The 13,165-nt window shown below is 68.2% G+C and carries 15 protein-coding genes; 9 read left to right on the top strand and 6 right to left on the bottom strand.

Annotated elements, in window-relative coordinates:
* Positions 1-26: 26 nt before the first annotated feature.
* Positions 27-1,682 carry a molybdopterin oxidoreductase family protein gene (locus ACGGKE_RS14285; RefSeq protein WP_394438855.1) on the top strand — a complete coding sequence of 552 codons (1,656 nt, stop codon included), beginning with the start codon at positions 27-29 and terminating at the stop codon, positions 1,680-1,682.
* On the opposite strand, the gene ACGGKE_RS14290 is transcribed toward ACGGKE_RS14285, so the two are convergent.
* Entirely contained in the window at positions 1,658-2,830 is a 1,173-nt protein-coding gene (locus tag ACGGKE_RS14290; RefSeq protein ID WP_394438857.1) for a glycosyltransferase, read from the bottom strand. The two genes, ACGGKE_RS14285 and ACGGKE_RS14290, sit on opposite strands and share 25 nt — an antisense overlap.
* A gap of 57 nt (positions 2,831-2,887) precedes the next feature.
* On the bottom strand, positions 2,888-3,451 hold the full coding sequence (locus tag ACGGKE_RS14295) for a helix-turn-helix domain-containing protein (protein ID WP_394438859.1): 564 nt from the start codon (positions 3,449-3,451) through the stop codon (positions 2,888-2,890).
* 99 nt (positions 3,452-3,550) lie between these two features.
* Between ACGGKE_RS14295 and ACGGKE_RS14300 the strand changes: the two genes are divergently transcribed.
* Positions 3,551-4,006: a DUF6456 domain-containing protein gene (locus ACGGKE_RS14300; protein ID WP_394438861.1), complete on the top strand. Its 456-nt coding sequence runs from the start codon at positions 3,551-3,553 to the stop codon at positions 4,004-4,006.
* A 10-nt stretch (positions 4,007-4,016) separates the two neighbouring features.
* Here ACGGKE_RS14300 and ACGGKE_RS14305 read toward each other — a convergent pair whose 3' ends face one another.
* From ACGGKE_RS14305 to ACGGKE_RS14320, 4 genes are all read right to left on the bottom strand, one after another.
* On the bottom strand, positions 4,017-4,559 hold the full coding sequence (locus tag ACGGKE_RS14305) for an NUDIX hydrolase (RefSeq protein ID WP_394438863.1): 543 nt from the start codon (positions 4,557-4,559) through the stop codon (positions 4,017-4,019).
* Positions 4,556-5,233, bottom strand: a complete 678-nt coding sequence (locus ACGGKE_RS14310) for a TPM domain-containing protein (protein ID WP_394438865.1) — start codon at positions 5,231-5,233, stop codon at positions 4,556-4,558. The genes ACGGKE_RS14305 and ACGGKE_RS14310 overlap by 4 nt, the downstream gene beginning before the upstream one ends.
* Positions 5,233-6,024: a TPM domain-containing protein gene (locus tag ACGGKE_RS14315; protein WP_394442040.1), complete on the bottom strand. Its 792-nt coding sequence runs from the start codon at positions 6,022-6,024 to the stop codon at positions 5,233-5,235. Before ACGGKE_RS14315 ends, ACGGKE_RS14310 begins: the two co-directional genes overlap by 1 nt.
* 115 nt (positions 6,025-6,139) lie before the next feature.
* A complete protein-coding gene (locus ACGGKE_RS14320) occupies positions 6,140-6,742 on the bottom strand; it encodes a LemA family protein (RefSeq protein WP_394438867.1) in 603 nt (200 codons plus the stop codon).
* Between the two features lie 104 nt (positions 6,743-6,846).
* Between ACGGKE_RS14320 and mscL the strand changes: the two genes are divergently transcribed.
* From mscL to ACGGKE_RS14355, 7 genes are all read left to right on the top strand, one after another.
* Complete coding sequence (gene mscL, locus ACGGKE_RS14325; protein ID WP_394438869.1) at positions 6,847-7,290, top strand: large conductance mechanosensitive channel protein MscL; 444 nt, start codon at positions 6,847-6,849, stop codon at positions 7,288-7,290.
* Positions 7,291-7,435: 145 nt separating this feature from the next.
* A complete protein-coding gene (locus tag ACGGKE_RS14330) occupies positions 7,436-7,705 on the top strand; it encodes a hypothetical protein (RefSeq protein ID WP_394438871.1) in 270 nt (89 codons plus the stop codon).
* Between the two features lie 132 nt (positions 7,706-7,837).
* Complete coding sequence (locus tag ACGGKE_RS14335) at positions 7,838-10,225, top strand: chemotaxis protein CheA (protein ID WP_394438873.1); 2,388 nt, start codon at positions 7,838-7,840, stop codon at positions 10,223-10,225.
* A gap of 5 nt (positions 10,226-10,230) precedes the next feature.
* Complete coding sequence (locus ACGGKE_RS14340) at positions 10,231-10,668, top strand: chemotaxis protein CheW (protein WP_394438875.1); 438 nt, start codon at positions 10,231-10,233, stop codon at positions 10,666-10,668.
* A gap of 79 nt (positions 10,669-10,747) precedes the next feature.
* A complete protein-coding gene (locus ACGGKE_RS14345) occupies positions 10,748-11,113 on the top strand; it encodes a response regulator (protein WP_394438877.1) in 366 nt (121 codons plus the stop codon).
* A 67-nt stretch (positions 11,114-11,180) separates the two neighbouring features.
* Positions 11,181-12,266, top strand: a complete 1,086-nt coding sequence (locus tag ACGGKE_RS14350; RefSeq protein WP_394438879.1) for a chemotaxis protein CheB — start codon at positions 11,181-11,183, stop codon at positions 12,264-12,266.
* Complete coding sequence (locus ACGGKE_RS14355; protein ID WP_394438881.1) at positions 12,266-13,138, top strand: CheR family methyltransferase; 873 nt, start codon at positions 12,266-12,268, stop codon at positions 13,136-13,138. Before ACGGKE_RS14350 ends, ACGGKE_RS14355 begins: the two co-directional genes overlap by 1 nt.
* Positions 13,139-13,165 lie beyond the last annotated feature (27 nt).

The following is a 13,165-nucleotide window of genomic DNA, read 5'->3' on the forward strand; positions in this document are numbered from 1 at the left end:
GATCACCGCCGCAAAGCCCGCTGACCATGGCGATCGTGCGAAGCCTGTGCGGACAATGCGCGGTCGGCTGCGGCATTCGCGCGGTGACGGGCGAGGAGCGTGGCCTGCATCTGGAGGGCGATGCGACTCATCCCGCCAATGGTGGGCTGCTGTGTGCGCGGGCGCAACGGCTGCAGGACGAGCGGGCGCTGGACGGGCGGTTGCTGCACCCCCTCGTCGATGGGCGACGCCAGCCGTGGGACAAGACCATCGCGCAGCTGGCGCGGCGTCTGTCGGCGGTGCTGGCGCGCCATGGGCCAGGCAGCATCGCGCTGCATGTCGGCGGCGCCCTGCCCACCGAGGATTATTATGTCGCCAACAAGCTGCTGAAGGGCTTTTTCGGGTCCCCGCACATCCATGCGCCCTGGCGCGGCGCGATCGCGGCCGTGCAGCGCGCAGCCTATGGCGAGGATGTCATGCCGGCCAGCTATGAGGATGTCGGCCGGGCGGCGACCATCCTGATGATCGGCGACGCGGCGATGCGGGATCATCCCGTGCTGGTCGACCGGGTGCAGGCGGCGCGGGGTGATGGCGGCGCGCGGCTGGTGGTGATCGGCGCGGCGGAGGAGGGGGCGGGTCTGGACCCGGACCTGCATCTGCCGGCACCAAGCGCTGCGCTGGCCCCGTTGCTGCGCGGGCTGCTGCTGCATTGTCGCGATGCCGGCCTGGTCGATGAGCAAGGGTTGACGCGCGCGGTCGCCGCGCCCGATGGCTTCTGGGATGCGCTGCGGCCTGGCCATGACATCTGGTCGGTGGCGCGGGCCTGCGGGCTGGCGCCGCAACTGGTGCGCGACTTTTACGACCTGTGGGCGGCGGACGCGCGAGCGCTGTCGCTGTTTGGCGGGGGAGATGCCGCGGTGGCGGCGGCGGCGCTGAACCTGCATCTGGCCACGGGTCGGATCGGGCGGCCGGGCGCGGGGCCGTTCGCGCTGGAGCCGGCGGCGAACGGCATGGGCGCGCGGGAGGTCGGCTGCACGGCCGACAGCCTGGCGGCGCATCGCGGCTTCGACGCCGAAGCGGTGGCCGACACCGCGCTCTTCTGGGGCGCGCGCGCGATGGCGCAGGCGCCGGGGCTGGAAGGGGAAGCGCTGTTGCGCGCGATGCAGGACAGATCAGTGCGAGCGCTGATCAGCATCGGGGAAGATCCCGCGGCGGAAAGCTGGCTGGCGCAGGCCCGTTCGCTGGTCGGCCTGTCGATCCGCGCGACGCATCGGGCGGAGGCGGCGGCGCAGGGTTGGACCGCGCTGCTCCCCGCGCCGGTGGGGATCGAGCAGGACGGGACGATGACGGCGCTGGACCGGTTGGTCAGCCGCCAGCGCCGGCTGTTCGACCTGCCGGGCGAGGCGCGGCCGCTATGGTGGACGCTGACGCGCATGGCGCAGACGATGGGTTGGGGCGATGCCTTCCATTATGAGCGGCCGGCGGACATTTATCGCGAGCATGTGCGCCTGACCGCCTATCGCAATGCGGGCGGGCGGCTGCTCAACCTGAAGCGGCATGCGCCCATTTCCAATCCGGCCTATGCCGAGCTGACCCCCTGGCGCTGGGGGGACGTGCCGTTCGACGAAGGACGCTTCCCGACGCCCGACGGACGGGCGCGGCTGTTGCCCATCGACCCTCAGCCGGACGCGGCGATGGATTGAAGATGCGCGAGCAGCGCGTCGCCATTGGCCTGCCAGGTGAAGCGCAGCGCGGCTTCGCGGACAGCCGACTGGGCGGGCGGATTATCCAGGATCGCGCGGATCGCGGCGGCGATCGCGTCGGGATCGCGATCGACGATCCGTCCCGCCTCCGGCCGGTCGAGCAGTTCGCGCGCGCCGCCGACGTCGCTGATGACGATGGGCGTGCCGCAGGCGAGCGATTCGACCCAGGCATTGGCGAGCCCTTCCGATTCGGATGGCAGCGCCATCACGTCGGCGGCCGCGAAGATGCGCGGCAGCTTGTGATGCGGGACCGATCCCAGGAAGCCGATCCGCCGCTCCACGCCCAGATCCTGCGCCAGCGTTTCGAGCGTGCGCCGATACTGGCCTTGGCCCGCGAGCAGCAGCGTGACGTCGGGCAGCTGCGGCAGGGCGCGGACCAACAGGTCCTGCCCCTTGCGCGGAATCAGCGCGCCGACGCTGAGCACGACCGGCCCGTTGAAGTCGAGCGCGGCCTTGGCCGCCTGGCGGTCCATCAGTTCGAATGTGTCGAGATCGACCCCGGTATAATGGACGCGGATCTTATCGGCATCGATGCCCATGCGCGCCATCGACCGGCGCATCGCGTCCGACACGGCGAGCAGGCCGGCAGCGTCGTCCGCGGCATGGCGCACCAGTTTGCGCGTGCCCGGCTGCGTCCCCCAATAATGGATGTCGGCGCCCCGCGCCTTGACCGAATAGGGGATGCCCAGCGCCCTGGAGAGGCGGCGGGCGACCGGGCCGTCGGGAAAGAAGAAGCTGGCGTCGATGACGTCGAAGGGCTTTTGCGCGTGCAGGCGGCGCACCAGCGGCAGGATGGCGCGGGTCATGGCGCTGACATTGGTGCGGCCCCCGATCTTGGGCAGGATGCGGAAGATCGGGCGATAGACGGTGAGTTCGCGCCAGCGCTCCTTGCGCGGCAGCGCGCGCAGCGCGGCGTAATGCGGCGCGAGCGAAAGCGGCCAATAGGGGACGCCCACTGGCGCGATCACCGTCACGTCGGCGTCCGGGCGACTGGCCAGCTCGCGCGCCTGGCGTTCGACGAACACGCCGAAATTGGGCCGGCTCATGTCGGGGAAGAGGGTCGACAGCGTTAGGACGTTGAGTGTCATGGCCCCTCTTTCGATGCACAGCTTTGACGCATGGTTAAGCGCGGAGCGGCGGAATGGCTAGAGACGTCGGACGAGCTGTTCGGCAACGGCCGCCCAGGGCGGGTCGGTGACCACCAGCTGGCGCGTGCCCGGGCCGAGCGGGAGTAGTTGCAGCCGGTCGCCTTCGCGTCCGATCAGCCGGCCGAAGAGGAAGCGACCGGCGGGGCGAGGCAGCAGCACGTCGCGGTTGAGCGCCGCGCCATAATCGGGCGGCGCGATGCGGCGGCACCAGATGGCGTCGCCCGCGCGATAGTCGCCGATGCTGGCGCCGACATGGACGCCCACCATGCCATCGGCGGCGATCGGCGGGGGAAAGGCGAGCGGCCGGGTGGGCGCGCGCACGCCGTCGGGACCCAGCAGCGCGGCAACGGCGATTTCGCTCTGCCCCGGCAAGGCGACCAGTTCCGCGCTGGTGACGCCCAGCGCCAGGGCGATGCGGTTCAGCCATTTGACCGACACGGTGCGGGTGCCGGTTTCCAGCCGGCCGATGGTCTGCGCGGTGGTGGGCGGATCGCACAGCGCGCCCACCTGTTCGAGCGTCAGCCCCTTCGCCTTGCGGACCTCGCGGATGCGGGTGATCATAGCGCCTCCTCGGATAACCTATTTGGTTTTCCCTTTCCTACAGATTATCCCCCGTGGCAAGTGCTTCGCTGTCGATTCCCGCAGCGAAGGAGATGCCCCATGGCCAGTCATGTCGAACAGATGATCGAGGGCACCGATGGCGCGCGGCAGCGCGTGCTGGTGCATCTGGGCGAATCGCCCTTGTCCTGGCTGCGGGCGCGGGGACGGCTGAGCGAGCGGCATTTCGTCGCGGGCGACACGCTGCGCGCCGACTGGGAGCGGGCGGGGCTGGGCGCGCGGGTGACGATGCGGTGGGATTCGGCGCCCACAACGGGCGGACGGCGCGGGCCGGGCCGCGCGTTCGATCCGACATTGGCGCAAATGGCGGCGCGCGAGCGGTTCGACGGCGCGATCAGGGCGGCGGGACCAGGCCTTGCCGACATTCTCTGGCGCGTGGCCTGCGCCGGAGAGGGGCTGGCGGCGGCGGAAAAGGCGCTCGGCTGGCCGAGCCGCGCGGGCAAGCTGGTGCTGACGCTGGCGCTCGACCGTGTGGCGGACTGGTATCGGGTGCCGTGAGGCCGCGCCGTCAGGCAACCATGCCCGCGCCCAGCAGCAGCAGCAGTTTCACGTCCATCGCATAACCCTGCGCCCGCCAGTCGGCGACATGATCGGCGATGCGGTCGAGCGGCACGCGGTGGACCAGAATATCCTCCTCGGCGACGCCGCCGCCTTCGCCGGTCCTGACCAGGCCATGGGCGCGAAAGAGGGTGAAGCCTTCGGAGACCATGCCGGGAGAGGCGCAGAAATCGCCGAGCCGTTCCAGGCGCTCGGGCCTGTATCCCGTTTCTTCCTCCAGTTCGCGCGCGGCGGCGAGGCTCGCTTCCTCGCCCTCCTGCTCGTCGCCGACCAAACCGGCGGGCAGTTCGATGCAGCGACGGCCGAGCGGGACGCGATATTGGTCGACCAGCAGAACGTGGCGGCCGTCTTTGCCCTCGTCGATCGCCAGGATGACCGCGGCGTGGATGCCGCGCGCGCGCGACACATATTCCCATCGCCCGCGCGTCTTGGCGGTGATGAAGCGGCCGGCCCACATGATCTGTTCGGGCAAGTCGCGGTCGGGGTCGGTCATAATTCGATCAGCCTGTCGGGAAGTTCGTTGATGTCGTCGTCGGCGCGCGGGAAATGGGCGGCGAGCACCACGCCGACCTGGCGGACGGCGGCGGCCAGGCCCTCGCCCGCGCGATCCTGCCGAATGGCGTCGATCAGCGCCCCCATCGCTTCGCCCCAGGCTTCGGGCGCCACCTTTTCGTTGATCGCGCGGTCGGCGACGATCTCGGCGCGATGTTCGTCGAGCGAGAGATAGATGAGCACGCCGGTGCGGCCATGCGTGCGCGCTTCGGCGGCGGTGCGGAACAGCAGGATCGCGCGGCGGCGCACGCGGCGCGCGCGCGTGGCGCGGGGTGTCAGGCGCATGCGCAGCGGCATGATCGCCAGCGCATAGCGCACGCCAAGGAAGGTCAGCAGCGACAGGCCGAGCAGCCCGGTCAGCAATTCCCAGTCCGGCAGCTCATGCTCCCAATCGAGCAGCAGGGCCGAGAGCAGATCGCGCAGCCAGCCCGGAAACGCTGCCGCCAGCGCCAGCAGGGTGAACGTCGCGCCCACCGCCCAGCTATAGCCGACATCATGATAGCTGTCGGACCGCCGGGCGACGATGGTGACGATCTCACCCGATGTCTGCGCCTCCGCCTCCGCCACGGCAGCGGAGACCAGTTGATGGTCGGCCTGGGTCAGATGAAGCTGCATCACCAATCCCCCGACGCGCCGCCGCCGCCGAAGCTGCCGCCGCCCGAAAAGCCGCCGCCGCCGCCCCAGCCGCCACCGCTGCCCCAGCTCGACCCGCCAGAGCCTCCACCCGAGCCCCAGCCTGAACCGAGCCCCGGGCCCCAGATGATGACGGGGGCGCTGCCGCCGCGTCGGTAGCGCCGGCCGCCGCCGCGCGCGCGCGACAGCATCGGCAGCACGACGAAGAAGACGATGAAGAGGATGATCCAGAAGCCGATGATGCCGCCGCCATCATCGTCGCTGCGGCGGGCCGCTTCCTCCGCCTTGGCGGCCTGCGCCCGCGCCTGGTCGGGCGGCAAGGCCAGAAGGCCGGTGATCGCATCCACGCCCGCGTCGATCCCGCCCGGCATGTCGCCGGCCTTGAAGCGCGGGGCGATGACGGTGCGAACGATCTGCGAGGAGAGGGCGTCCGTCAGTATGCCTTCCAGGCCGTAGCCAACCTCTATCCGCAGCTTGCGTTCGGCAGGCGCGACGATCAGCAGCGCGCCATTGCTGTCCTTGTCGCCGATGCCCCAGGCGCGGCCGAGGCGATAGCCATAGTCGGCGATGTCATAGCCCTGCAGGTCGGGAATGGTGGCGACGACCAGCGAGCGGCCGCTTGCCTGCTTCTGCGCGATCAGCTTGCTGCTGAGCGCCTGTTCCTGCTGCGGCGACAGGATGTTGGCGGCGTCGACCACGCCCTTGTCGTCAAACGCCGGGAATTGCTGCGCATGGGCCCCGGGCGCGATCGCCAGCAGCGCCAGCAGCAGCATCAGAAACGCGGCGAGGCGCGGCGCGACGGCGTCCAGGCCCCCGCGCGCCGGCAACGGGAACGCATAAGGGAGGCGCGGGACTGACAATGGCTGGGAGGGGACGAAGCGCACCGCGTCAGGCGCCGAAGTCGACCTTCGGTGCCTCCTCCGCGCCCGGCGTCGTGGCTTCGAACGGCGTCATGGGCTTGGCGCCATGGATCAGCTTGGCGCCGATCGCGTCGGGGAAGGTGCGGATGCGGGTGTTATAGGCCTGAACCGCGCCATTATAATCGCGAATGGCGACCGCGATGCGGTTTTCGGTCCCTTCCAGCTGCGATTGCAGTTGCAGGAAATTCTCGTTGGCCTGGAGATCGGGATAGGCCTCCACCGAGGCGAGCAGGCGGCCGAGCCCCTGGCTCAGCTGCGCCTGAGCGGCCTGGAACTGGGCGACCTTGGCGGGGTCGGACAGGTCGTCGGCATTGACCTGCACCGAGGTCGCCTTGGCGCGCGCTTCGGTCACCCGGACCAGCGTATCCTGTTCCTGCTTGCCCGCGGCCTTCACCGTGGCGACCAGGTTGCCGACCAGATTGGCGCGGCGCTGATATTGCGCCTGCACGTCGGCCCATTTGGCCTTCGCCTCCTCTTCGGCGGTGGGGACGCTGTTGACTCCGCAGGCGGACAGGGCCAGCGCCCCGAATATCGGCAGCAGAACGGTAGAGAAGCGGCGCAGAAGCGTCATGGAGCATCCTCGGCATTGTTTCGCTGGTGGAAAATAGGGCGTTGTCCTGCGCGGCGCAACGGGCCATCCTCGATTCATCACCGTCACAACCCTAGGATTTGCACATGGGACTGATGTCCGAATTCAAGACCTTCATCAATCGCGGCAACGTCATGGACCTGGCGGTCGGCGTGATCATCGGCGGCGCCTTCGCCACCATTACCAAGTCGCTGACCGATGACCTCATCATGCCGGTCGTCGGCTATGTTTTCGGCGGGGCGGATTTTTCCCGCTATTTCGTCCGGCTGGGCCCGATCCCCGAAACGTTCAGCGGCAATCCGGCAAGCTATGCCGACCTGAAGGCCGCGGGCGTCGCCATGTTCGGATGGGGCGAGTTCCTGACGGTGCTGGTCAACTTCCTGATCCTGGCCTTCATCATCTTCCTGATGGTCAAGGCCGTCAATCGGCTGACCCACAAGGAAGAGGCCAAGCAGGAGGCCGCGCCCCCGCCACCCACGCCCGAAGATATTATTTTGCTGCGGGAGATCCGCGACTCCTTGAAAAAATAATCGTTTATGCGACGAAACGAGTTGGCGGCGGGAACCATCCGGCATGCGACCGGTTGATCGCCGTCAGGGTGAGGGGTTGCCATGGCAGCCTTGACGCCTTGCCCAGAGACGTCAGCCCCCGGGGGCACAACAGGAGAATAACGCCGTGAAAACCTTCGTCACTGTCCTTGGCCTTGCGAGCCTTGTCGCCCTCGCCGCGTGCGATTCCGCCAAGGAAAACCAGGTCGAGAATGCTTACGAAAATCAGGCGGATGCGCTCGATAACCAGGCCGACAATATGGAAGCCATGGCCGACAACCTGACCGGCAACGCCGAAGCGGCCGCGGAAAATGCCGCCGATTCGCTGGAGAACAAGGCTGACGCCACGCGCGAAGCTGGCGAAGAAGCCGGCGACGCTGTCGAAGCGCAGCACTGATCGCTCGCTCGACGAGTTAGGAAGGGGCGCTGCGCATGTCGCGGCGCCTCTTTTCGCATGCGCGCGGCTTTAACGCGCCCTTAACCACGTCCCGCCATGGTGCCCGAGCGCGCACCCATAAAGGCCAGGGGCATGGACGAACTACTTCAGGAATTTATTTCGGAGACGCAGGAGACGCTGGAGGCTCTGGCGGGCGAGGTGGTCGCCTGGGAGGCGGACCCATCGGACCGCGACCGGCTGGACGCGATCTTTCGCTTCTTCCACACGGTGAAGGGCAGCTGCGGCTTCCTTAACCTGCCGCGTTTCGAACGGCTTAGCCATGCAGCCGAGGATGTGCTGGCGGACATTCGCGCCGGCGAACGCCAGCCCGACGCCGCGACGGTCAGCGCGGTGCTGGGCCTGATGGATCGGATCGGCGAGCTGACCGAAGCGGTCGCCATGGGCGCGGCCCTGCCCAATGAGAATGACGATTATCTGATCGCCGCGCTGCACGCCCCGGCCGAATCGCCGGCCGAGGAGGCGGCGAGCAAGCCGGCGTCCGAAGGCGCGGCCGAAGCGCCCGCCACGGTCGCGCGCGCCAGCGGGCCGCAGGCAGCGCCCCGCACGATCCGCTTGCCGCTCAGTCTGATCGATCAGTTGATGAACGGCGTGTCGGACATGGTGCTCGCGCGCAACGAATTGTCGCGCAAGTTGCGCGAACGCTGCGCCGATCCCGAACTGGATACGGTGTTCGAGCGGCTTTCGACCTGTGTCGCGGACATGCGCGACGTGATTTCCAAGACCCGCATGCAGCGCGTCGATCGTCTGTTCGCCGCCATCCCGCGCATGGCGCGCGACCTGGGCCGGGAGCTGGGCAAGCGCATCGACCTGGTGCTGGAGGGCGGCGATGTCGAAATGGACCGCGAAATGGTGGAGATGGTCGTCGACCCGCTCACCCATATCGTGCGCAACAGCATCGATCATGGCATCGAGACGCCCGAGCGCCGGCGCGCGGCGGGCAAGCCGGAAACCGGCAGGCTGCGCGTCGAGGCGCGTCAGTCGGGTAACCAGATCGTCATCGCGATCAGCGACGATGGCGCGGGGATCGATACGGCGAGGCTGGTGGACAAGGCGATTGCCGCCGGTCGGCTGACACCGGACGCCGCCGCGCGCATGACCGAGCAGGAGAAGCTGGACCTCATCTTCCTCGCTGGCCTGTCGACCGCGCAGCAAGTGACGGCGATTTCCGGCCGCGGCGTCGGCATGGACGTGGTCCGCGCCAATGTGGAGCGGATCGGCGGCCTCATCGCGCTCGACAATCATCCGGGGCAGGGGCTGTGCATCACGCTGCGCGTGCCGCTGACCCTGACCATCATTCCCGGCCTGATCGTGCGCGCGGGCGGGCAGCATTTCGCCATTCCGCGCGCGGCGGTGGTCGAGATACTGCACGACAACAACGACATGCTGCAGATCAGCCGGGTGGGCGGCGCGCAGATCGCGACGATCCGCGCGGTGCGTCATTCGATGATCGACCTGGAAGACATATTGGGCATGGAAAAACTGCCCCAGCTGGGCCCGCGCGCCATCATGGTGGTGCGGTCGGGCACGGGCATGCCCTTCGCCCTGGCGGTCGCGGCGGTGGACAATCATGAGGAACTGGTGATCCGTCCCGCCTCGCCGCTGGTGATGGCGAGCGGCGTCTACGCCGGCATGACGCTGCCCGACAATGGCCGGCCGATGCTGCTGCTGGACGCGGCTGGCCTCGCCAATGCGGCGCGCCTACCCAATATCGTCGACGATCAGGTCGCGCGGCGGCAGGAAGAGGAAGCCGAGGCCACCGGCGTCGAGATGGTCGCCGCGCTGCGTTTCGAGGAACTGTCGGGTGAGCGCCGCCTGCTCAAATTGTCGCTGATCGAGCGAGTCGAGGATATCGACGCCAGCCTGTTCGGGCGGTCGGGCGGCAAGGCCTATGTGCGGCTGGACGGGCGGCTGATGCCGGTCGTCAATGGCCGGGCGGATTTCCCGCAGGACAAGGTGTGCGCGCTGCGCCTGCGCGATGGCGCGCAGGAAGCCTGCTATCCGGTCGCGGCGGTGCTCGACATCGTGCAGATGCCGCTGGTGCCCGACATGGTCGCGATGCACGGCGTGCTGAGCGGCGTGTCGGTGATCGAGGGCGAACATCTGGAGGTGCTGAGCCCCTTCGCCCTGTTCGCGTCGCTGCCGCAGGAACGGCTGGACCGGCCGCAGCAGGGCCGCTGCGTGCTGCTGGACAGCGAGGATGGGTGGACGCGCGAGATACTGGCGCCGCTGCTGCGACAGGCCGGGCATGAGGTGATGCTGGGCCTGCCGTCGGACGCGCCCGTCGATGCCCAGGACGTGATCCTGTGCAGCGGAACCGACGCCGCGCAGGCAGGCGAGATCATGGGATGCCGCGTCGTCCAGCTGCGCGCGTCGCCGCGCGCCGCGGGACCGCAGGATGGCAGCATCTATCGCTACGACCAGGATGCGCTGATGGCCGCCATCGGCGGAAGGCAGGGGTAAGGCCCATGGATAATCTCTATCTGTTTGCGATCCTGGCCGGCACGCGCGTCGCGGTGGAGGCCGGCGAGGTCGAGGCGGTCGTCAAGCTGACCGACATTTCGCCCGTGCCGGGCATGGGCGCGCATGTCGCGGGCCTGTCCGCCCTGCGCAGCAGGGTGCTGACGATCGTCGATGTCGCCGCCATCGTGCATGGCCAGCCGACCCCGCCCGAGCGGCGCGGCCTGGCGGTCATCGCCGACATCAGCGGCCACAGCTACGGTCTGATGCTGGACCGCGTATCCGACATCTGCCGCGTGCCCGAAGGCGAAGTGCCGCTGCGCGGGCAACTGGACCCGGCCTGGGCCGCCTATGCCAGCGCGATCGTCGAACATGACGGTCATCCCTGGCTGCTGGTGTCGCTGTCCAGCTTCATCGAAGGCGCGTCGGCCGTACAGGCGGCCTGACATATTGGCCGTTTACCAAATCCTCGTTTTTGCTCGCTAAGCCCCTGTCAACGGGACGCACGTATCAAAGGGACGCCTCATGAAAAATTGCCTCGTCGTTGACGATTCGAAGGTCATCCGAAAGGTGGCTCGCCACATCCTCGAATCGCTCGACCTGTCCGTCAGCGAGGCCGTGGACGGCCAGGATGCGCTGACCCAGTGCGAAGCCGCCGCGCCTGACGTGGTGCTGCTCGACTGGAACATGCCGGTCATGAGCGGCATGGAATTTCTGCAGGCGCTTTCGAGCGCCAAGATGACCGCGCGGCCAAAGATCATCTTCTGCACCACCGAAAATGGCATCAGCCACATCAAGGCGGCGGTGGATGCCGGCGCGGACGAATATGTGATGAAGCCGTTCGACCGGGAAACGCTGGAAAGCAAGCTGTCGATCGTCGGGATCATCTAGCCGCAGGCTGGGACCCGATCCGGGGAGTTTCGTCTTTCCTTCCGCCTTTCGTCCAGAAAGCTCCATCATGACCAGTGCGCCGATCATGACCAGCCCCCGAAGCGTATCGCAGCCGATCCGCACGCTGGTCGTCGACGATTCGGTCGTCGTGCGGACGGTGATCGAACGGATCCTGAACGCCGATCCGCACTATTGCGTCGTCAACAAGAGCAGCAGCGCGGAACAGGCGCTGGCGTTCCTGGCGGACAACAAGGTCGACCTGGTGCTGCTGGACATCGAGTTGCCCGGGCAGAGTGGCCTTGCCGCGCTGCCGGCGATCATGGACGCGGGGGCGGGCGTGAAGGTCGCGATCCTGTCGGGCAAGTGCGAGGAAGGCAGCGCCGCGGCCGTCGAGGCGCTGGCGCTGGGCGCGAGCGACATTCTGTCCAAGCCGGGCAGCGGCAGTTTCGGCGAGCAATTCCCCCAGGCGCTGGTGGAGCGGCTGGGCCGCCTGTTTGCCGATGATGTCGAACAGGTGCGGCCGATCGCCCCGCCTCGGCCGCCGCAACTGGCGACGAAGGCGGCGACCCAGCCGCTGGCTTGCCTGGGCATCGGCGCATCGACCGGCGGCATTCACGCCTTGGGGCAGTTGTTCGAGGCTATGGACGCGCCGCTGGGCGTGCCGATCCTGCTGACACAGCATTTGCCCTTGAGCTTCACCGTCTACTTCGCGCAACAGCTGGCGCGCATGACCAGCTTGCGCGTCCAGGTGGCGGCAACCGGCGACTTGCTGGCGCCGGACGTCATCTATGTCGCGCCGGGCGACGCCAATCTGCAATTGCGCAAGGGGCTGCATGGGCGAGTGACCATCCAGCTGAACCAGGAACGCACGCCGGCGGGCAACCTGCCGGGGGTCGACCCCATGTTTGCGAGCATGGCCGAGACCTATGGCGCGGGCGCGGCGGGGATGGTGCTCACCGGCATGGGCCGGGACGGAACAGCGGGCGCGCGCGCGATCGTGGCGGCCGGAGGATGGATCGTGGCGCAGGATGAGGCAAGCAGCGTGGTCTGGGGCATGCCCGGATCGGTCGCTGGGGAAGGCCTGACCTGCGCGCTGATGGAGCCGCGCGAGATGATGGCATTTGTCGCGCGTCGCGGAAAGGTGATGGCTTGATGTCGGTTGATGGGGCTGGTTCGCAGCAGGGCGCGGCGCGCATCCTGACCGGTTTGCTGGAGGCTCGCACGGGGCAGATCCTGTCGGAAGGGCGCGCCTGGCGCATGGAAACGGCGCTGCGTCCGGTGCTGCGCGCCCATGGGCTGGAGGATATGGAGGCGCTGGCCGCCAAGCTGCTGCGCAAGACCGATGCGGCGCTGGAAAAGGCGGTGATCGAGGCGCTGCTCAACAATGAAAGCAGCTTCTTCCGCGACCTGCAATTGTTTGACATGCTGCAGAGCCAGATCCTGCCGCATCTGCACGAGACTCGTCCTAATCGCGTGCTGCGTATCTGGAGCGCGGGCTGTTCGACCGGGCAGGAAGTCTATTCGCTGGCGATCCAGTTGCGCAACGCCTGGTCGCGCTGGAACGGCTGGCAGATCGAGATATTGGCGACGGACATTTCCGGCCGGGCGATCGAGCAGGCGAAGTCGGGCATCTATTCGCAGATGGACGTGCAGCGCGGGCTGGCGATCGGCGACCTCATCAAATGGTTCGAGCCGCATGGCGACGACTGGCGCGCGAGCCCGGAACTGCGACGGATGATCGATTTCCGCCAGGACAATCTGTTCGATGCGCGCGAACCGAGCGGCGAATATGATCTGCTGCTGTGCCGCAATGTGCTGCTCTACTTCACGCCCGAGCGGCGGCAGGCGGTGCTCAAGCTGCTCGGGCAACACAGCCATGCCGGGTCGGTGCTGCTGCTGGGCGCGGGCGAGACGGTGATCGGCCAGGGCGACGATTTCATCGCGCATCCCGATTTTCGCGGCAGCTATGCCCGGCAGGCGGCCGTGATCGCGCAGCGCATGGCGGGAATGCGCCGCGCCGGCTGAACCCGGCCGGGCGGCCGCGTCACCATA

It is taken from the genome of Sphingobium naphthae, assembly GCF_043589935.1.
GTDB lineage: Bacteria > Pseudomonadota > Alphaproteobacteria > Sphingomonadales > Sphingomonadaceae > Sphingobium > Sphingobium naphthae_A.

Bases quoted from the DNA above. Each gene is read 5' to 3' on its own strand.
- ACGGKE_RS14340 (WP_394438875.1), top strand. From the start codon at position 10,231: ATGGATAATCTCTATCTGTTTGCGATCCTGGCCGGCACGCGCGTCGCG.
- ACGGKE_RS14345 (WP_394438877.1), top strand. From the start codon at position 10,748: ATGAAAAATTGCCTCGTCGTTGACGATTCGAAGGTCATCCGAAAGGTG.
- ACGGKE_RS14315 (WP_394442040.1), bottom strand. From the start codon at position 6,024: ATGCTGCTGCTGGCGCTGCTGGCGATCGCGCCCGGGGCCCATGCGCAG.
- ACGGKE_RS14300 (WP_394438861.1), top strand. From the start codon at position 3,551: ATGGCCAGTCATGTCGAACAGATGATCGAGGGCACCGATGGCGCGCGG.
- mscL (WP_394438869.1), top strand. From the start codon at position 6,847: ATGGGACTGATGTCCGAATTCAAGACCTTCATCAATCGCGGCAACGTC.
- ACGGKE_RS14355 (WP_394438881.1), top strand. From the start codon at position 12,266: ATGTCGGTTGATGGGGCTGGTTCGCAGCAGGGCGCGGCGCGCATCCTG.
- ACGGKE_RS14290 (WP_394438857.1), bottom strand. From the start codon at position 2,830: ATGACACTCAACGTCCTAACGCTGTCGACCCTCTTCCCCGACATGAGC.
- ACGGKE_RS14295 (WP_394438859.1), bottom strand. From the start codon at position 3,451: ATGATCACCCGCATCCGCGAGGTCCGCAAGGCGAAGGGGCTGACGCTC.
- ACGGKE_RS14350 (WP_394438879.1), top strand. From the start codon at position 11,181: ATGACCAGTGCGCCGATCATGACCAGCCCCCGAAGCGTATCGCAGCCG.
- ACGGKE_RS14320 (WP_394438867.1), bottom strand. From the start codon at position 6,742: ATGACGCTTCTGCGCCGCTTCTCTACCGTTCTGCTGCCGATATTCGGG.
- ACGGKE_RS14305 (WP_394438863.1), bottom strand. From the start codon at position 4,559: ATGACCGACCCCGACCGCGACTTGCCCGAACAGATCATGTGGGCCGGC.
- ACGGKE_RS14285 (WP_394438855.1), top strand. From the start codon at position 27: ATGGCGATCGTGCGAAGCCTGTGCGGACAATGCGCGGTCGGCTGCGGC.
- ACGGKE_RS14310 (WP_394438865.1), bottom strand. From the start codon at position 5,233: ATGCAGCTTCATCTGACCCAGGCCGACCATCAACTGGTCTCCGCTGCC.
- ACGGKE_RS14335 (WP_394438873.1), top strand. From the start codon at position 7,838: ATGGACGAACTACTTCAGGAATTTATTTCGGAGACGCAGGAGACGCTG.